The sequence below is a fragment of the Pseudomonas sp. SWRI111 genome (assembly GCF_014268555.1).
GTDB lineage: Bacteria > Pseudomonadota > Gammaproteobacteria > Pseudomonadales > Pseudomonadaceae > Aquipseudomonas > Aquipseudomonas hamedanensis.
Genome location: NZ_JABWQQ010000029.1, coordinates 26,083 through 45,762 on the forward strand (window position 1 = coordinate 26,083; position 19,680 = coordinate 45,762).

The following is a 19,680-nucleotide window of genomic DNA, read 5'->3' on the forward strand; positions in this document are numbered from 1 at the left end:
ACTGAGCTGCCGGATCTTTATCGTCAACCTAGAAAATGTACGGGAATGTACAGTCGCCATTCGCGAGCAGGCTCGCTCCCACAGGGGATTTTGTGAGCGACACAAATCCAGTGTGGGAGCGAGCCTGCTCGCGATGAGGTCGATGAAAACACCAGAGAACTACAGCCCTTCCAGCTCCGCCATCAAATCATTCAACCGGTCGACTTTCTCCTCAGTCATGTCACTGGCCGCCAGCCCATCGATGTACTCGGCCAGTTCCTCCACCGTGCCGCACTCGAACATCGCCCGCAGCGGCACATCGCGTTGCAGGGCTTTCTGCACCCGTGAGGCGATCTGCGTCGCCAGCAGCGAGTGCCCGCCCAGCTCGAAGAAGTTATCGCGAACGCCGACCTTCTCGACTTTCAGCACTTCGGCCCAGATATCAGCCAGGGTCTGTTCGAGGTCGCTGCGCGGGGCCAGGTAATCCTGGCTTTGCAACTGCCCGATCTCCAGCGTTGGCAAGGCCTTGCGGTCCAGTTTGCCGTTAGCGTTGAGCGGCAGCTGCGGCAACCACAGCCAGTGCAACGGCACCATGTATTCAGGCAGTTCGGCGCGCAGACGCTGTTTGATGCTTTCCAGGCTTTGGCCCGGATCGAGTGCAGAATCCGCTGCGACCAGATAGCCGACCAGATGCTTGCCATTGACGCCCTCCTGCACGCCGACTGCAGCATCACGCACTGGCGGTTGTTCATGCAGGCGCGCTTCAATTTCACCCAGCTCGATCCGGTAACCGCGGATCTTCACTTGGTGGTCGACTCGGCCGACGTATTCCAGCACGCCATCGCTGCGCCGCCGCGCCAGGTCGCCGGTACGATACAGGCGCTCGCCCGGCGCGCCGAACGGGTTCGGTACAAACACCGGCGCGGTACGCAACGGGTCGCTGACATAACCGCGACCAACGCCTGTGCCCGCCACGCACAACTCACCCACCGCCCCCAACGGCACCAGCTCCAGCGCGCCATCGAGCAGATACAAAACGTTGTTGTCAGTCGGCGTACCGATCGGCAAATAACTGCCGCGCGTCGAAGCCCTGTCGACCCGGAAGAAAGCGACGTCGTCCGAACATTCCGCCGGGCCGTAAGCGTTGACCAGACCGATGTCCGGGTAACGCAGCAGCCATTGATGCGCCAGCTCCGGCGGCATCGCTTCGCCGGTCGGCAGCATCCAGCGCAGGCCGTCGAGGCTCAGGCGTTCGGAGGCAAGCATGCCCTGAATCAGCGACGGCACACTCTCCAACACGGTGATGCCCTGTTCTTGCACATGCGTCAGCAAACCTTGCGGATCGTGGGCGATGGCGTTCGGCACGATGTCCACACGCGCGCCGAACAGCGGCGCGGCGAGGAACTGCCAGACCGAAATATCGAAGCTTTGCGAGGCGGTCTGGGCAATGACATCCGCATCGCTCAGATTCAGATAAGGCACCTTGCTCAGCTGGTTGTTGAGCATGCCGCGCTGCTCGACCATCACGCCTTTTGGCAGGCCGGTCGAACCCGAGGTGTAGATCACATAGGCGAGATTGTCCGGGCCGCTGTGAATACCTGGATTGTGCGTCGCGGCGACCGAGGCTTGTATCTCTTCCCATATCAGCAGGCGCGGACGGTTGGAACAGCCAAACGCTTCCAGCAAAGTCTGCGCCTGGTCACGGCAGGCTGCGCTGCACACGAGCAACGGCGTGCGGCTCAGCTCGATGATGCGGCTCAGGCGCTGGCTCGGCAGGCCGGGATCCAGCGGCAGATAACCGGCACCGGCCTTGAAGCTGCCGATAATCATGCCGAGCAAATCGAGGTTGCGCTCGGCGAGCAAGGCTACCGGTTGATCCATCCGCACCCCGGCCGCGACCAATGCATGGCCGAGACGGTTGGCATTGTGGTTCAGCTCGGTATAGCTCAATTGCTGGTCAAGGCAACTGGCGGCAATGCGCTGCGGGTGCTGCTCCACCTGCGCTTCAAACAGCGCAGCGTAGCTCTGCTCCAGCGGATAGTCGTGGCTGCTCTGGTTGCAGCCGTTCAGCAGGAAACTTTTCTCCTCATCGCCCAGCAGCGGCAGATCGTCCATGTCGCCATGGAAGCCGTCGACCAGTGCCAGCAACAGTCGCTTGAATTCGCCAAGCATGCGCTCGACGGTCGACTCGTCGAAGTAACGCTGGTCATACGATAAATGCAGGCCCAGGTCATCGCCCGGATAGCACACCGCCGTCAACGGGAAGTTGGTGTGGGTGCGACCCGAATCCGACGTCGCGTCAAGGCTCTGCGCACGATCCAGTACCGAGACTTCGACCGGCGCGTTTTCGAAGACGAACAGGCTGTCGAACAGCGGCTGGCCCTTCGGCAGTTCGCTTTGTTCCTGAATGTTCACCAGTGGCAGGTATTCGTATTCGCGCAGCTGCATGTTGCTGTCGAGCAGAGCGTTGAGCCACTGACGCACGCTGCTGCGTTGATCGTCCTCAGGCATCTTCACCCGCAGCGCAATGCTGTTGATGAACAGGCCGACGGTGCGCTGCATTTCTGGCATGTCTACCGGACGTCCGGCCACTGTCACACCGAATAGCACGTCGCGATCACCGCTCATGCGCCGCAGCACCAGCGCCCACGCCGCCTGGGCGAAGGTGTTGACCGTCAGTTGATGGGCCTGCGCCAGTTCACGCAGGCGCACACCGTCTTCGACATCAAGGCGGGTGTAGCAGTCGCCGACGATCATGCCGCCGCTTTCACCGGCGTGTTCACGCAGGAACGGACGATCACTCGGGATCGGCGTGGTGCGTTCGAAGCCTTGCAGGTTCTGTCGCCACCACTGCCGCGCCTCGGTCAGGCTCTGGCGTTGCAGCCAGCCAATGTAGTCACGGTAACGCGGCGGCACGCTCAAGTGGGCTTCGCGACCTTCGCCGAGGGCGGTGTAGATCTCGAAGAAATCGTTCATCAGCAGCGAGCGACACCAGGCATCGATGAGGATGTGGTGGTTACTCATCATGAACCAGTAGCGCGCCGCGCCGACCTTGATCAGGCGCAGGTGGAACGGCGCTTGATTGAGCAGATCGAAACCGGCCTCGCGCTCGCTTTTCAGCAGCGCTTGCAGCTTCGGTTCCTGCTCGTTTTCGTCGATGGCACTCCAGTCCAGAGACTCGATCGGCGTGCGCCCCGGCGTGTGAATCACTTGCAGCATGTCTTCGCCGACGTTCCAGCAGAACGACGCACGCAATGCTTCATGACGGGCGACCACCGCTTGCCAGGCCTGGGCGAAACGCTCGGCATCGAGTTCGCTGTTGATGCGATAGCGATCCTGCATGTAGTACAGACCGGTGCCCGGTTCGAGCAAGGTGTGCAACAACATGCCCTCCTGCATTGGCGTCAGCGGATAGACATCTTCGATGTGCGCGGCGGGCACCGGCAGGGCATCGAGTTGCGCCTGGGTCAGCTTCGCCAGAGGGAAGTCCGACGGTGTCAGGCCACCGGCTTCGTCTTGCAGGCAATGTTCGATCAGGCTTTGCAGTTCGCCGAGGTAAGCATCGGCAAGATCGTTGATCGTCTGCTCAGCGTAGCGCTCGGCGCTGAAGGTCCAGCGCAGCAGCAATTCGCCGCCGTAGACCTGACTGTCGATACTCAGCTCGTTCGGCAGAGGCGCTTGCGGATCATGGGGAGCGCCGCTTGGCTCATCTACGGGGCGGAACAATGCGTCGTCGCCGAAGCTCTGGTCGAACTGGCCCAGGTAGTTGAAGGTGACTGGCGCGTTCGCCAGCGCTGCCATTTGCTGGCGACTGGCGTCATCGGCCAGATACCGCAGCACGCCATACCCCAGGCCTTTGTGCGGCACCGCGCGCAGTTGCTCCTTGATCGCCTTGATCGAAGCGCCCTGCCCGGCGGCTTCTTCGATGGCGTGCGGGGTCAGGCGTAGCGGGTAAGCGCTGGTGAACCAGCCAACGGTGCGGGTCAGGTCGATCTCATCGAACAGGGTTTCGCGGCCGTGGCCTTCCAGTTGAATCAGGGCCGATGGCTGGCCGCTCCAGCGGCACAGCACGCGGGCCAGTGCGGTCAGCAGCAAGTCGTTGACCTGCGTGCGGTAAGCGCTCGGCGCCTGTTGCAGCAACTGCCGGGTGCGCTCGGCATCGAGACGCACGCTGACGGTTTGCGCGTGCAGATTGTGTCGCCCGCCTTGCGGGTTTTCGCACGGCAGATCGGCGCTCGGACCGGCCAGTTGCGCTTGCCACCAGTTCAGCTCTTCACGCAGTGATTCGCTGCCGGCGTAGGCTTGCAAACGCGCGGCCCAGTCCTTGAAGGCACTGGTTTTGGCCGGCAGTTTTACCGCCTGCCCGGCGTCGAGCTGGCGATAGCCAGTTTGCAGATCGTCCAGCAGCACACGCCACGACACGCCATCGACAACCAAGTGGTGAATGGCGATGAACAGGCGTTGCTGATCCTTCGCAACATCGACCAGCACCGCACGCAGCAGCGGACCGTTTTGCAGGTGCAGACTGCGTTGCGCGTCGGCGAACAAGGCTTCGCACTGGTCCATCGAATCGACGCTGAATTGCCAAAGAACGTCTGCATCGGTCAGCGTTTGATGCGTCGCTTGCCAAGCGTCATTGACTTCGCTGAAGCGCAAACGCAACGCGTCGTGTTGTTCGATCACGGCCCGCAAGGCCTGTTGCAAACGCTGCGGCTCAAGAATCACGGTCGGTTTTAGCAACAACGCCTGATTCCAGTGCTGACGCTGGGGAATCTCGGTATCGAAGAACCAGTGTTGAATCGGCGTCAGGCGCGAGTCGCCGCCCACCAGACCTTGTTCGGCGCTCACCTGCTGCGTGCGGCTGGCGACAGCGGCGAGGGTCTGCACGGTCTGATGCTGGAACAGATCGCGCGGGCTGAAGTGGATGCCCTGCTGGCGTGCGCGGCTGACCACCTGAATCGACAGAATCGAATCGCCGCCCAGTTCAAAGAAATTGTCGTTCAGCCCTACCTGTTCGACGTTGAGCACCTCGCACCAGATCTGCGCCAGCGCCTGCTCCAGCTCGTTACTCGGCGCTACGTAATCCTGACGATTGAGTTCCGGGTCCGGTGCCGGCAACGCGCGGCGGTCGAGTTTGCCGTTGGCGGTGAGCGGCATGCTCGCCAGCAGAATCAGGTGCGTCGGCACCATGTAGTCCGGCAGTTGTGCCTTGAGGTGCGACTTGAGGGTTTCGCGCAGTTCAGCCTGTTGCGCTTCGCTGTGTCCGGCGACTTCGGTCGCCAGATAGCCAACCAGTTGCTTGCCGCTCGGCGCCTCAAGCGCCAGTACCACCGCTTCGCGGATCGACGGGTGATCGAGCAGACGCGTTTCGATTTCGCCCAGTTCGATGCGAAAACCACGGATTTTCACCTGATGGTCAATCCGCCCCAGGTACTCGACCAGACCGTCGGCACGCTGGCGCACGAGATCGCCGGTGCGGTACATGCGCCCGCCGTCAGCAGCAAACGGATCAGCGACAAAACGCTCGGCAGTGATGCCGGGACGGTCGTGATAACCCTGCGCCAGACCGGCGCCACCGACGAACAATTCACCGGTCGCGCCTTGCGGCACCAGGGCCAGATCGGCATCGAGAATATAGGCGACGCGCGCGCCGATCACACTGCCGATCGGCACGCTGCCAGCGCCCTCTTCCAGCACGTCCGGGGCCAGACTGGCCAGCGGCATGACCACGGTTTCCGTCGGCCCGTAGGCATTGAAAAACATCGTCGGTTTGAACGCCGCACGAATCCGTTGCAGATGTTCGCCGGTCAGCGCTTCGCCGCCGGTGATGATCATCCGCACCGGCAGGACTTGGTTCTGCGAGGCGAGGAATTGCGCGAGCTGGCTGCCGTAGCTCGGCGTGAAACCGAGGACGTTGATTTGATGGGTACGGATCAAGCCGCAAATTTCTTCGGCATCCCACTGACCCTGCGCACGCAGCACCACCTGCGCACCACTAAGCAGCGGCACCAGCAGACGCTCGGTCGCGGCGTCGAAGTTGATCGAATAGAAGTGCAGTTCGCAGTCGTCCGGGCGCATGGCGAAACGCTCGATCACCGCTTGGCAATGCATGGCGATCTCGCCGTGGGATACCACTACACCTTTCGGTTTGCCGGTCGAGCCCGAGGTGTAAATCAGGTAAGCCTGATGCTGCGGCAGGCTGATGAATGGCAGCTCGCCGGCCGGGTAATCGGCCAGTGCCGCGCGGTCGTCTTCCAGGCACCAGCGCGCCACGCCTGGCGGCAACTCACCGAGGGTCTGGAACATCGCTCGGTCACTGAGCAGTAAACCGATGCGGCTGTCTTCGATCATGTAATGCAGACGGTCGAGCGGGTATTCCGGATCCAGCGGCACATAGGCGCCGCCAGCCTTGAGAATCGCCAACAGGCCGATGACCATTTCCAGCGAACGCTCCAGCGCCAGACCGACGCGCACCTGCGGGCCGACGCCGCGCTCGCGCAGCGCCCAGGCCAGACGATTGGCGCGGGCGTCGAGTTCGGCGTAGCTCAGGGTCTGCCCGGCGAAGGTCAGGGCCGGTGCGTCTTTGCGCGACAGCGCCTGCTCGGCAAACAGATGATGGACGCACTGATCGAGACGATGCACGCCCGGCTCGACGCCAAGGCTGTCGAGCAGTTGCTGTTGTTCCGGCGCATCCAGCAGCGGCAGTTCGCTGAGGCGTTGCTGCGGATCGGCGATCAGCGCTTGCAGCAGGTTGCACCAGTGTCTGGCCATGCGCGCAATGGTCGGTTCGTCGAATAGGTCGGTGCTGTAGGTCAGGCAGCAACCGAGGCGATGATCCAGGTCGGTGACTTCCAGATTGAGGTCGAACTTGGTCGCCCGCGCATCGTTGGCCAGGTACTCGACCGTCATGCCGGCCAACGTCCGGCTCTGCTGGAATTCCCAGCGCTGCACATTGCACATCACTTGGAACAGCGGGTTGTAAGCGGCGCTGCGCGGTGGCTGCAAGGCTTCAACCAAATGATCAAACGGTAGATCTTGATGCGACTGGCCTTCGATAACCGTATGGCGCACCTGTTCGAACAGTTCACCCACCGACATCTGCCCATCGAGCTGGCAACGCAGCACCTGGGTATTGAGGAACGCACCGATCAGCCCTTCGCTTTCCGGGCGAATGCGGTTGGCCACCGGCGCGCCGATGCGCAGATCGGTCTGGCCGCTGTAGCGGTAAAGCAGCGAGGCGAGCGCGGCGGTCATGGTCATGAACAGGGTCAGACCGTGTTGCGCGTTGAAGGCACGAACCCGGGCGGCGAGTTCATCGCTCAGATCAAACCGGAACAGCTCGCCCCGATGACTTTGCACCGGTGGACGCGGTCGGTCGCCCGGCAGCTCCAGCAGAGGATGTTCACGGCCCAGTTGCGCGGTCCAGTAATCGAGTTGCCGTTGACGCTCGCCGGATTCCAGCCACTGGCGCTGCCAGACGCTGTAATCGAGGTACTGCACCGGCAACGGTTGCAGCGGCGAATCGCGCTCATCGACGAACGCTTCGTACAGCGCGCTGAGTTCGCGGGCGAAAATATCCATCGCCCAGCCTTCGGTGACGATGTGGTGCAACGTCAGAACGAAGTAATGCTCCTGCTCGGCGGTCTTCACCAGACATGCACGCAGCAGCGGACCGGCTTCCAGGTCGAAAGGCTGGTGCGCTTCTTCGTCGGCCAGGTGCTGGACGCTCTGCTCGCGCACTTCGGTCGGCAATCGGGAGAAATCTTTCCAGCCCATGCGCACGCCCGTCTCGGCATGCACGTGCTGACAAGCAACGCCATCGATGCTGGGGAACGTCGTGCGCAGGGTTTCGTGACGCAGGATCAGCGCCTGCAACGCCGCCTCGAAATGCTCGACATGCAGCACGCCACGCAAGCGCGCCATACCGCCGACGTTGTAGGCCGGGCTGTCCGGTTCCATTTGCCAGAGGAACCACATGCGCTGTTGCGAATAGGACAACGGCACCGCTTGGCGGCGGTCGACTTTGCCGATCGGCAGTTGCTGGTTGGTGCGGCCGCTGGCCTGGATCAGGCGGATCTGCTCGGCGAAATCACCCAGTTCGCTGTGCTCGAACAACGTGCGCAACGGCAGTTCAACGTCACAGGCCTGACGGCTGCGCGAAATGATTTGCGTGGCCAGCAGCGAGTGACCGCCGAGGGCGAAGAAGTCGTCGCGCAGACCGACCTGCTTCAGGCCAAGCACCTCGCGCCAGATCGCGGCGATCTGTTGTTCCAGTTCACTGACCGGTTCGACGTGTTCGCGTATTTGCCACTGCGGCTCGGGCAACGCGCGGCGGTCGAGTTTACCGCTGGGGCTCAGGGGCATCGCGTCAAGGCGCAGCAGTTGCGCCGGGACCATATACTCCGGCAATTCGGCAGCCAAAGCGGTTTTCAGGCGAGTGATTTGCTGGTCGGCGTTTTCATCGGCATCAGTCGCCGTGAAGTAGCCAATCAGTTGCGCACCGGCAGCGGTTTCCCGCACCAGCACCACGGCTTGGGCGACGCCGTCCTGAGCGAGCAGACGCGCTTCGATTTCCTGCGGTTCGACGCGAAAACCACGCAGCTTCACTTGCTGATCGAGACGGCCGAGGTATTCGATCACGCCATCAGCTGTCCAGCGCGCCCGGTCGCCGGTGCGGTACAAACGCGCGCCCTGCTCGCCCAGCGGATCGACAACAAAGCGTTCTGCCGTTAACGCCGCGCGGCCGAGGTACCCCCGGGCCAGACCGATGCCGCTGATGCACAGCTCCCCCGGCACACCGGCAGGCACAGGGTTGAGATCGACATCGAGGATGCGGCAGACCACATTGCCCAACGGGCGGCCAATCGGCGAGTGCTCACCATCGGCGCTGGTGCAATGCCAATGGGTAACGTTGATCGCGGTTTCGGTGGGGCCGTAGCGGTTGTGCAATTGCACCGCCGGCAGTTGCGCCAGCACACGGTTGCGCAGCTCGGCTGGCAGTGCTTCACCGCCCGAAAATATCCGGCGCAGGCTAGTGCATTCAGCCGTCAGTGGCTCATCGATAAACAGCGCCAGCAACGGCGGGACGAAGTGCAGCGTGGTCACGCCATATTTCTGAACCAGCTGCGCGATGCGATGCGGGTCGCGGTGTTCGCCCGGGGCAGTAATCAGCAGGCGCGCGCCGGTGATCAGCGGCCAGAAGCATTCCCACACCGACACGTCGAAACTGATCGGCGCTTTTTGCATCAGCACGTCAGTTTCATCGAGACCGTAGGTGTTCTGCATCCATTGCAACCGTTCGGCCAGCGCAGCATGAGTGTTGCCGACGCCTTTCGGTTGCCCGGTAGAACCCGAGGTGTAAATCACGTAAGCAAGGTTGTCGCCGTGCAGGTGCAGACCCGGTGCCTGGCTCGGCCAGTTTTCCAGGTGCAACGCGTCCATGGCGATCACACTGACGCCGGCGCTGGCCGGCAAGCGCTCAAGCAGTTCGGTCTGAGTCAGCAGCAATTCGACGCCACTGTCGCTGAGCATGTAGGCCAGGCGCTCCGCCGGGTAATCCGGGTCCAGCGGCACGTAGGCGCCACCGGCCTTGATGATCGCCAGCAGACCGATCAACAGTTGCGGCGAACGCTCGGCGGCGATGGCCACGCACACGTCCGGGCCGACGCCTTTATCGCGCAGGTAATGGGCCAGACGGTTGGACTGCGCGTGCAACTCGGCAAAATCGAGGCTGCCGCCGGCCCACATCAGCGCGGTGCGTTGTGGGCTGTTGCGCAGTTGATCGTCGAGCAGTTCCGGCAGCCACTGCTGCGCGGGAGTGCACGGTGCCACGCTCCAGTCGTCCTGCAGATGTTGCTCGCTGACGGTCAGCAAGCGCAGATCGCCAATCGCCTGCTGCGGCCGTTCGCAGACTTCGCTCACGAGGTTATGGAAATGTTCGGCCAGTCGCTCAATGGTCGCGCCATCGAACAGTTCGCTGGCGTAGTCGAACGACAAGGTCAGCCGACCATTGCGGTCTTCTTCGCTGTGCAGTTGCAGGTCGAACTTGGCTTCGCGGCTGTGCCACGACAGCTCTTCGGCGAGCAGGCCCGGCAAGCGTTTAAGCGCGCTGAGGTCGCGCTGCTGATGGTTGAACATGACCTGAAACAGCCCCTGCTCACGGGCTTGCGGGAAGGCCTCGAGCAGTTGCTCGAACGGCAAATCCTGATTCGCCTGGGCGCCGAGTGTGGCCTGGCGGGTCTGGGCCAGCAGTTCGACAAACGGCAGGCGCGAATCGATCTGCGCACGCAGCACCTGGGTGTTGATGAAAAAGCCGATCAGGCCTTGGGTTTCCAGACGCGGGCGGTTGGCGTTGGGTACGCCAATGCGAATATCGCGCTGGCCGCTGTAGCGGTGCAACAAGCTCTGGAATGCCGCGAGCAGCAGCATGAACGGCGTGGCTTCATGCGCCTGGGCGGTCTGCCGGATCGCCTCGCTGAGCTTCGCGCTCAAGCGCACACTGTGGCGCGCGGCGCTATGGCTGTGTTGCGCCGAACGCGGGTAGTCGGTGGCCAGTTCCAGCGGCGAATGCTCCTCGCCCAACTGCGCTTTCCAATACGCCAGTTGTCGCTCGCCCTCGCCTTGCGCCAGCCATTGGCGCTGCCAGGCGCCGTAGTCGGCGTACTGGGTAGGCAGCGGCGCGAGTTCGGCGCGCTGGCCTTGCGCAGCGGCGGCGTAGAGGCGCGAGAATTCGTCGATCAGCACATTCAGCGACCAACCGTCGGCGATGATGTGGTGCATCGTCACCAGCAGTTGGTGGTCTTCGTCAGCAAGGCGCACCAGAGTCACCGTGAACAGTGGGCCGTGTTGCAGATCGAATCGGGTGCGTGCCGCGTCTTCGCGGATCTGTTGCGCGCGCACCTCGCGCTGGTCGGCTGGCAAGTCGCTGAGGTCGATGCGTTGCAGGTTGAGCTCGGCGGCGGTAACGACTTGCTGCAAAGCCACGCCGTCACGTTCGAAGAAGCGCGTGCGCAGGGATTCATGGCGCTCGATCAGTTGCTGAAAACTCACGCGCAGCGCATTTTCGTCCAGTTCGCCACGCAGGCGCAGGCCGCCGGGAATGTTGTAGGCGCTGCTGTGCGGATCGAGTTGCCAGGTGATCCAGAGACGGTTTTGCGCCAGCGACTGCGGCAGCGGTTCGCTGCGCGACAACACGGTGATTGCAGTTTGGGCGCTGGCACCGTCCTGTTGCTGTTGCGCCACGGCCGCCGTGAACGCGGACAACGTTGGCGCTTCGAACAACAAACGCAAGTTCAACTCCAGCGCCAGTGCTTCGCGGACCCGGGCAATCACTTGAGTGGCGGCGATCGAATTACCGCCGAGCAGAAAGAAGTGGTCGTCGGCGGCGACCTGTTCGACGTTCAGCTGTTCGGCCCAGATTTGACCGATCATCGCTTCGAGGCCTGAGCTGCTGGCAGCCAGCGTTTGGGGTTCGGCGCTCGTCGACGGGAACACTGCGTAACTGTCGAGGCTGCCGTCGGCCAGACGGCTGCGGCACGCCGAACGCTGGAGTTTGCCGCTGGAGGTTTTCGGCAATGCGCCCGGATTGAGCAGCACCACCACGCTTGGCGCTTCCTGACAGGCTTCGGCGACGGCTAGGCGAATGGCTTTGATCAGCACGTCGGGTGGCAGAATTTTCTGCACGCTGCGGCTGATTTCCGCGGCGATGCCGATGCCCTCGGCGCCATTCTGATTGACCGCGAATGCCGCCACCCGGCCCTTGCGCACCACTTCCACTTCGCGCTCGACGGTCTGTTCGATGTCCTGCGGATAAAGGTTGTGACCGCGCACGATGAGCATGTCTTTCAAGCGCCCGGTGACGAACAGCTCGCTGGCGCGGATGAAGCCCAAATCCCCCGTGCGCAGCCAGGTGCGACCGGCGTGCTGAACGAAAGTCTTCGCGCTGGCTTCGGGGTTGCGCCAGTAACCATGGGCAATGCTCGGGCCCGTGGCCCAGACTTCACCGACGGTGTTGTCGGTCAACTCCTCAAGCGTATTCGGTTCGACAATCAGCACCGCATGTTGCGGCTGGCTGATGCCGCAGCTCATGACCGGGCTGCCGTCGCCCGGCTCGGCGCGGTTTTGCGCCAGCGCCTGATCGTCCACGCGTAACGCTGGAATGCCGGTGCCGCGCGGCGTGCCGGCGACAAACAGTGTGGCCTCGGCCAAACCGTAAGACGCCATAAAACTGTTTTTGCTGAAAGCACACGCGGCGAATTTTTCGGCGAAGCGCTCAAGGGTGTCGAGGCGAATCGGTTCGGAGCCGGAATACGCCACGCGCCAGCGGCTCAGATCGAGTCGCGCAAGTGCCGATTCGCTGACCCGCTCGCTGCACAAGCGGTAGGCGAAATCCGGGCCGCCACTGATGGTCCCGCCGTATTGGCTGATCGCTTCCAGCCAGCGCAAGGGCCGTCCCAGAAAATACGCAGGCGACATCAGAATGCACGGCACGCCGCTGAAAACCGGTTGCAGCAGACCGCCGATCAGGCCCATGTCGTGGTACAGCGGCAACCAGCTGACGATAACGTCGTCCGGGTTGACGTCGATACCGAAGCCGTGGCGGATCAGCAGTTCGTTGGCGACCAGGTTGCCATGGCTGACTTGCACGCCTTTGGGCAGCGCGGTGGAGCCTGAGGTGTATTGCAGAAAAGCGATGTGCTCGGGTGGCAGGGGCGGCTCCACCCAGCGCTCGGCCAGCGCGCTGTCGAGGGTGTCGACACACAACAGCGGCGGCGCGCCTTCAATGTGTTGCAAGGCCTCGCGCAGATCGGCACTGGTCAGCAGCAGGCGCGGCTCGGCGTCGGCAATGATCGACAGCAGACGCTCCTGATGATGACGGCGCGCGGATTCCGGCGGATAAGCGGGCACTGCAATCACACCGGCGTACAGGCAACCGAAAAACGCCGCGACGTAGTCCGGACCACTGGGAAACAGCAGCACCGCGCGATCGCCCGGCTCAGCTTCGGCCTGCAACGCGGCGGCGATGGTGCGCGCCCGCTGATCCAGTTCGCGATAACTGAGTACCACAGCCTGCTCTTCGTTTTCGGCAAGAAAACGCAAGGCCAGTCGGTCCGGTGTCAGCGCGGCGCGGCGCTGCAGGGCTTGGACCAGGGTGCTGGGGAGTTCGAACGCGTCGGTCATGAGGTTTCCTGCCTGAAATCGGCTTGCCAGTGGAATCGGGTTGCTGCAACACGCCCATCGAAAGGCGCGCGGGGCGCGGTCTGGGCCGACCGCGCAGGGCTTCGCAAAGCTGTCTGGCCGGGCGTTGTAGCCCAGACCATTCACCAATGAGAACGGATGACCTCTGGAAATAATTAGTCGGCAGGCTCGACGCCCAACGGGGCCGGGGTGCGGCAGCGTGCCGCAGTTCGCAAAACACATCGACTTACAGCACTACTTCTCTTTCTCATTTGACAATCATTATCATTCAACATAATTTGTCGCTCGATGTGTAGGACGGCCCCGTCCCCCAGGCCCTCCACTAACCTATTGGCAGCAAGGTGATTTCCATGACGGAACAGGTATCCACAAGCAGGTGCGATTCACCGCTACTTCAGGCATTTGTCGACAACCGACTGATTCTGGTAAAGATTGCAGCGCGCATTACCGGCTGTCGGTCACGCGCAGAAGATGTGGTGCAGGATGCGTTTTTCCGCCTGCAATCGGCGCCACCGATCACATCGTCCATCAAGGCCCAACTGAGCTATCTGTTCCAGATCGTGCGCAACCTTGCCATCGATCACTACCGCAAACAGGCGCTGGAACAGAAGTACTCCGGCCCTGAAGAGGAAGGGCTGAACGTGGTCATTCAAGGTGCTTCGCCGGAAACCTCGCACATCAACTTCTCGACCCTGGAACACATCGCCGATGCGCTGACCGAGCTGCCCAGCCGCACCCGCTACGCGTTCGAGATGTACCGTTTGCACGGCGTGCCGCAGAAGGACATTGCCAAGGAGCTCGGCGTATCGCCAACCTTGGTCAACTTCATGATTCGTGATGCGCTGGTGCACTGCCGCAAGGTTTCGGGCAGCCGTCGGGATGCGGTGATCGCGGGTCGTCGTTAAGGTCCAGGTTTGCGTCAAGCCATTCGCGAGCAGGCTCGCTCCCACAGGGTTTGTGAACGACACAAGTCCAGGGTGGGAGCGAGCCTGCTCGCGAAAGCGGCCTCAGATTCAACGCAGTCCCGAGGCCGAACACATCACACCAACGCGCACCGATCAAAAAACCGCTCACGCCCCAAAATCATCAGCGCCGCACGCTTATGCGGGAAGTCGAATTCCTTTTCGCAATGAAAACACTGGTTGTGCATATGCCCGATCATCTTCGCGTTATCGGCCCGCGGCTCGGCCACCACGCGCTGGGTACGCGGATCATCAAGAAACAGGTAATGCACCAGCGCCGATAACCAGCTCGCGACTTTGTGCGGACCGCGGTGATTTTCCTCGCCGACCAACATGTGAATGCCACGGTCGTAATCCCCGGCCTCGTAGAACGGCGCGATGCGATCTTCCTTGGCCCAGTAGGCTTCGAAATAGGCAAACGGCTGATCATCGAAACAGCCGATCAAGGTCAGCGTGTGCGGGTCGGCGTCGAGCTTGCGCAGATACTCGCGGTGTTGCTCAAGACCGCCCTCCTCTTGCCAGAAACTGGCCACGCGGGGGCTGTTCTGCCAGCGATTGAAGCGCGGCAAATCTTCTTCAATCTCAAGTGTGCGCAAAGAAATCCAGGCGCCAAGACGGGCATCGAAGCGCCGATAGACTTCACCCCGCGGTTTCACCGGTCGCCGCGGATGACGCTTGCCCTGACTGATCACCATTTGCTGCGGATAGCTACCGCTGACGGACGTGCCAAGCCAGGGCTGCGGCAATTGCCAGAACAACGTGCGCTCGCAGCGATATTCACCGGCGACCTCGGTGTTCACCAGCAAACCGCTGAGCAAGGCTTCGGTCGGCGGCTGATCCAGTTGCCAGGTCAGTTGCTGGCAATCGGGATCACGAGCGAAAAGCCAATAACAGGCCGCCCACAACGCTTGGCCCGCCGGCAGCGCGTAACGTTCATCAAGCTGGATCGGGCCTTTCGCTTCGCGGTCAAGGCGCAGACGAATCAACGGCTGGCCGTCGAGGCTCAGGCTCAGCCGGCTTTCGCTGGCATCGGCCTGGAGTTGACTGCCCGAAGGCAAGGCCAGCGCAGTCAGGTCATTCAGATGGGACATGGGTCGGGCTCACGGTAATCGTCGACAGTTCAACGATGTGACGTGAGCCGCATGGGGAAATTTAGGCTCAAGGCAAAAACAGCCTTCAGCGCTGAGGCACCGGCACCACCGCAATCTTGTACGGATCGAAGATCTTCAGCATCTCGCCATTGTCGCGTAAGCCCTTGAGCAGTCTGGCAAACGCTTCGCCGGAAATCGGCGCGGCGCTGCGCAAAATGGCGTAGTGGTGATAGACCTGATCGATGCGCTGCGAGACCAGCAGCTCGTCGCGCACCTTTTCGTTGCGCATCAAATAGTCACTCAGATACGAACGGGTCACCAGTGCGATATCGGCGCGTCCGCGCAGCACCATCAACAGGTTGCTGTCGTGGGAATAGGTCAGCGTCGCGTTGTAGTTGCGGGCGAGGAATTTCGGGTCGGCGTTGAAGCTGGCGAATTCGTAGTGGTACCCACTGAACAGGGCCAGACGCTTGCCTGCAAGGTCGGCGAAGTAGCTCTGCTGGCGGTTGTCCTGGCGTTGCGCGACGAAAATCTCGGCGTCTTCCAGGCCCATGTCGACATCCGTGTGGGGAATTTCCTTCCAGCCCCATTGCGGGTTTTCGAAGATGGCCATGTCGATCCGGCCCTGTTTGAAGTCACCAAAGCGCCGCGGAATCGACGTCGGTACGAGAACGAACTGATAGTCGCTTTGCAAACGGTTCAAGGCCTCGACCAGTTGCGGAAGCAAACCGGTGTCGGCGCCGTTTTCAGGACGAATGGTGTAAGGCGGAAAATGCGCCGCGCCGACCCGAACCAATTGCGCTGCCTGAGCGGGCAATACCCAAAGCGCAGCCAGCCCTGCGAGCATCAGCCCGGCGGCCGTCCGAATTGGCAAAGACTTCAAAACACCCCACTCCCCGAAAAAAGATCGATCAATGCATTCAAGCTAGGCGGTTTCGCCCAGTTAGCCAGTTTCCCGGCCGGATAGAAACTCGCTCAACGCTCTTCAAGGACCAGAATCAGCGCCTCATCAGCCAGTTGATCGAGGCTCAAACTGCCGCCGGCACGGAACCAGGTGGTGGTCCAGGACAGTGCGCCGGTGAGGAAACGTCGAGTAATAAAAACATCGCCGCGAATAAAACCGGCGTCCTTGGCTTCGCCCAGCACTTGCAGCCAGAGGTCTTCGTAAATATCGCGCAGCGCGAGGACTTTGGCCTGACCTTCCTCGGACAACGACCGCCACTCATAGACCAGCACTGCCATGGCTTCGCCGCTGCCGCCCATGATCGACTGCAATTCGCAGCGGATCAGCGCCAGCACGCGCTCGCGCACATCGCTGGCTTCGGCCAGCGCTGCGCGCATCAATGCGGTGTTGTAACGGATGGTTTCTTCCATCACCGCGCGCAGGATTTCGTCCTTGCTCTTGAAGTGATGAAAAATGCTTCCCGACTGAATGCCCACCGCACCGGCCAGGTCGCGCACTGTTGTACGTTCGTAGCCTTTGTTGCGGAACAGGTGAGCCGCCACTTGCAGCAATTTGCCGCGGGCGCTGTCAGGGTCGGTCAACTGGCCCGCGTCGACCAATTGGCGCATGACCCCCAGGGCTTTTTGCTCGTCCACCCGTTCTCTCCTACAGTCGATCAGTGCGTTGCCCCCCGAACCTTGAGGGTTGCGCGCAATTTAAGCCGCGCACCGTGACCAAGCAAGCGCTTGGGCAGAAGATAGTTTCAACTGTTTACAAACCAAGCGCTTGCTTGGTAGCCTCCAGACACTTCTGTCGCAGGCTTCTGAGTCGGAGATAAACATGCCAACCACCGTCCGCATCGGATGCGCCAGTGCCTTCTGGGGCGATACATCGACCGCCGCCGCGCAGCTCGTAAGCGCTGGACGCCTGGATTATCTGGTGTTCGATTACCTCGCCGAGATCACCATGTCGATCATGGCAGGGGCACGCATGAAAGACCCGCAGGCAGGCTACGCCAGCGACTTCATCGAAGTGCTTGCACCGCTGTTGCCACAACTGGCCGAGCAGAACATTCGCGTCATCAGCAATGCCGGCGGCGTCAATCCGCACGCCTGCGCCGCCGCGCTGCAAGCGGCCTGCGACAACGCCGGCATTGACCTGAAAATCGCCGTGCTGCTGGGCGATGACCTGCAACCCCGGTTCAAACAACTCACCGGCGTCACCGAGATGTTCAGCGGCGCCCCGCTCCCGCCGCTGTGCGTATCGACCAACGCCTACCTCGGCGCGCCGGGTATCGTCGAAGCGCTGCGCCTGGGCGCGGACATCGTCATCACCGGACGGGTGGTCGACAGTGCGGTGGTCAGCGCCGCGCTGGTCCACGAATTCGGCTGGTCGTGGCACGACTACGACAAACTCGCCCAGGCCGCACTGGCCGGGCATATCATCGAGTGCGGCGCACAATGCACCGGCGGCAACTTCACTGACTGGCGCGACGTGGCGGATTACGAGCACATCGGCTTTCCGATCGTCGAAGTCAGCGCCGACAGCCAATTCATCGTCAGCAAACCCGAAGGCTCCGGCGGGCTGGTCACGCCGCTGACTGTCGGCGAACAGATGCTTTATGAGATCGGCGATCCGCAGGCCTATCTGTTGCCTGATGTGGTCTGCGATTTTTCCCAGGTCAAACTTCAGCAGCAAGGTAAAAACGTTGTCCACGTACACGGCGCCAAAGGCCTGCCGCCGACCGACAAGTACAAGGTCAGCGCGACGTACCCGGATGGTTTTCGCTGCACCGCCAGTTGCCTGATGGCCGGCATCGACGCAGTGGAAAAAGCACGGCGCGTCAGTCAGGCGATCATCGACAAGACCGCTGAAATGTTCAGCCTGCGAGGCTGGGCGCCCTACAGCGAAACCCACATCGAATTGCTCGGCAGCGAAGCCACCTATGGCCCCCACGGTCAACGCCGCGACAGCCGTGAAGTGGTAATCAAGATCGCCGTGCGCCATCCCGAGAAAAAAGCCCTGGTGCTGTTCTCCAGAGAGATTGCCCAGGCCGCGACCGGCATGGCTCCGGGCCTGACCGGTATCGTCGGTGGACGCCCGACGGTTTATCCATTGATCCGCCTGTTCTCGTTCCTGATCGACAAAACCGCCTGCAGCCTGCACGTCGAAATGGCCGGTGAACGCTATCCCTGCGCCCTGCCCTCGCAGGTTGCGCTCGCCAGCGAGGATTTACCGCTCGCCCATCAACCACCCAAACCTCAAGGGCGCGCCGATGCCAGTGTGCCGCTGGTGAAACTGGCAGTGGCGCGCTCTGGCGACAAGGGCAACCACAGCAACATCGGCGTACTGCCGCGCCACCCCGACTACCTGCCGTGGATCGCTGAAGCGCTGACCACTTCGGTGGTAGTCGACTGGATGCGTCATGTCCTCGATCCGGTCCTGGGCCGCGTCGAACGCTGGTATTTGCCCGGCACTCACAGCCTCAACTTTCTTTTGGAAAACGCCCTCGGCGGTGGCGGCGTAGCCAGTCTGCGCATCGACCCGCAGGGCAAAGCCTTTGCCCAGCAATTGTTGGAAATCCAGATTCCGGTGCCAACAAGCATCGCCGAACAGCTCGATTAAAGGAGGGGTGCGCATGGCTTACGCGTCGATTTTCAAAGCCGATCTGTTCAGCGGCCAGAACGTCATTGTCACCGGCGGCGGCAGTGGTATCGGCCGTTGCACCGCCCACGAACTGGCAGCGCTCGGCGCTAATGTGCTGCTGGTTGGGCGCAAGCCGGAAAAGCTTGAAAAAGTCGCCGCCGAAATTGCCGAGGACGGCGGTCGTGCACATTGGAACGCTTGCGACATTCGCGATGAAGAAGCAGTCAGGCAGTTGATCAAGGATCTGATCGCCGAGCATGGGCCGGTCCACGGGCTGGTGAACAACGCCGGCGGTCAGTATCCGTCACCCCTGGCCTCGATCAATCAGAAAGGCTTCGAAACCGTGTTGCGCACCAATCTGGTCGGCGGCTTCCTGATGGCGCGCGAAGCGTTCAATCAATCGATGAGTAAACACGGCGGCAGCATCGTCAACATGCTCGCCGACATGTGGGGCGGCATGCCTGGAATGGGCCACTCCGGCGCGGCGCGCTCGGGCATGGACAACTTCACCAAGACCGCTGCGTTCGAGTGGGGTTACGCCGGGGTGCGAGTCAACGCCGTGGCGCCCGGCTGGATCGCCTCCAGCGGCATGGACACCTATGAAGGCGCGTTCAAAGCGGTGATCCCGACCCTGCGCGAGCATGTGCCGCTAAAACGCATCGGCACCGAGTCGGAAGTCAGTGCAGCGATCGTGTTTCTGCTCAGTCCGGCAGCCGCGTTCATCAGCGGCACCACGGTGAAAATCGACGGTGCCGCCAGCCTCGGCAGTCGCGCCTGGCCGCTGCACAAGGCCAGCCACAGCGAGTCGTTCAACGGCTTTCACCGCGCCTATCTTCCAGAAGTGCTCAAGGACAAGGAATAA

General features: G+C 62.0%; 7 protein-coding genes. 3 read left to right on the top strand and 4 right to left on the bottom strand.

Annotation, left to right across the window (positions count from 1 at the left end; translation table 11 throughout):
- Positions 1 to 159: 159 nt before the first annotated feature.
- Entirely contained in the window at positions 160 to 13,158 is a 12,999-nt protein-coding gene (locus HU755_RS24445) for a non-ribosomal peptide synthetase (RefSeq protein ID WP_186637423.1), read from the bottom strand.
- A gap of 368 nt (positions 13,159 to 13,526) precedes the next feature.
- Here HU755_RS24445 and HU755_RS24450 point away from each other — a divergent pair, with 368 nt between their 5' ends.
- Positions 13,527 to 14,081, top strand: a complete 555-nt coding sequence (locus HU755_RS24450) for an RNA polymerase factor sigma-70 (protein WP_008088195.1) — start codon at positions 13,527 to 13,529, stop codon at positions 14,079 to 14,081.
- A gap of 134 nt (positions 14,082 to 14,215) precedes the next feature.
- On the opposite strand, the gene HU755_RS24455 is transcribed toward HU755_RS24450, so the two are convergent.
- From HU755_RS24455 to HU755_RS24465, 3 genes are all read right to left on the bottom strand, one after another.
- A complete protein-coding gene (locus HU755_RS24455; RefSeq protein ID WP_186637424.1) occupies positions 14,216 to 15,229 on the bottom strand; it encodes a GNAT family N-acetyltransferase in 1,014 nt (337 codons plus the stop codon).
- A gap of 85 nt (positions 15,230 to 15,314) precedes the next feature.
- On the bottom strand, positions 15,315 to 16,112 hold the full coding sequence (locus HU755_RS24460) for an ABC transporter substrate-binding protein (protein ID WP_186547139.1): 798 nt from the start codon (positions 16,110 to 16,112) through the stop codon (positions 15,315 to 15,317).
- 92 nt (positions 16,113 to 16,204) lie between these two features.
- The gene (locus HU755_RS24465; RefSeq protein ID WP_186637426.1) at positions 16,205 to 16,828 is read right to left on the bottom strand and encodes a TetR family transcriptional regulator; all 624 of its coding nucleotides are present in this window, start codon (positions 16,826 to 16,828) and stop codon (positions 16,205 to 16,207) included.
- A gap of 184 nt (positions 16,829 to 17,012) precedes the next feature.
- On the opposite strand from HU755_RS24465, the gene HU755_RS24470 reads away from it, so the two are divergent.
- Positions 17,013 to 18,797 carry an acyclic terpene utilization AtuA family protein gene (locus tag HU755_RS24470; RefSeq protein ID WP_186637428.1) on the top strand — a complete coding sequence of 595 codons (1,785 nt, stop codon included), beginning with the start codon at positions 17,013 to 17,015 and terminating at the stop codon, positions 18,795 to 18,797.
- Positions 18,798 to 18,810: 13 nt separating this feature from the next.
- On the top strand, positions 18,811 to 19,680 hold the full coding sequence (locus tag HU755_RS24475; protein WP_186637430.1) for an SDR family oxidoreductase: 870 nt from the start codon (positions 18,811 to 18,813) through the stop codon (positions 19,678 to 19,680).

Excerpts from the sequence above, each read along its gene's own strand:
- HU755_RS24455 (WP_186637424.1), bottom strand. The coding sequence starts at position 15,229 with ATGTCCCATCTGAATGACCTGACTGCGCTGGCCTTGCCTTCGGGCAGT.
- HU755_RS24475 (WP_186637430.1), top strand. The coding sequence starts at position 18,811 with ATGGCTTACGCGTCGATTTTCAAAGCCGATCTGTTCAGCGGCCAGAAC.
- HU755_RS24470 (WP_186637428.1), top strand. The coding sequence starts at position 17,013 with ATGCCAACCACCGTCCGCATCGGATGCGCCAGTGCCTTCTGGGGCGAT.
- HU755_RS24450 (WP_008088195.1), top strand. The coding sequence starts at position 13,527 with ATGACGGAACAGGTATCCACAAGCAGGTGCGATTCACCGCTACTTCAG.
- HU755_RS24445 (WP_186637423.1), bottom strand. The coding sequence starts at position 13,158 with ATGACCGACGCGTTCGAACTCCCCAGCACCCTGGTCCAAGCCCTGCAG.